This window comes from Mesorhizobium sp. M2D.F.Ca.ET.226.01.1.1 (assembly GCF_004022705.2).
GTDB lineage: Bacteria > Pseudomonadota > Alphaproteobacteria > Rhizobiales > Rhizobiaceae > Mesorhizobium.
Window position 1 is genome coordinate 1 of record NZ_RZOY02000125.1, and the last position, 289, is coordinate 289.

At 63.7% G+C, this 289-nt stretch carries 1 protein-coding gene; it reads right to left on the bottom strand.

From position 1 onward, the window contains the following. Positions 1 to 289: patatin-like phospholipase family protein (locus EN869_RS34070; RefSeq protein WP_189508272.1), on the bottom strand; the 289-nt coding region annotated here is incomplete at both ends.

The window sequence follows — 289 nt, forward strand, 5'->3', positions numbered from 1 at the left end:
GAAGCGACGGCGACGAATGGCTTTGTCAGGTCCTCGAAACGGATGCCTGCCATGTGCTCGCGCAACCGCGCATCGAGCTTCAAGCCGCCGAACAGGCCGCTGCCGCGCAGATTGAGATCGAGAAGCCCGAAGATGCGCCGCTTCGTCAGGCTTCTGGCGAACTCCTCCAGCTCGTCCAGCTTGCCTGCGATATAGCAGCCGCCGACCAGCGCGCCGATCGAGGTGCCGGCGATCATCGATACTTCGATGCCGGCTTCGTCCAGGGCGCGCAAGACACCGATATGAGCCC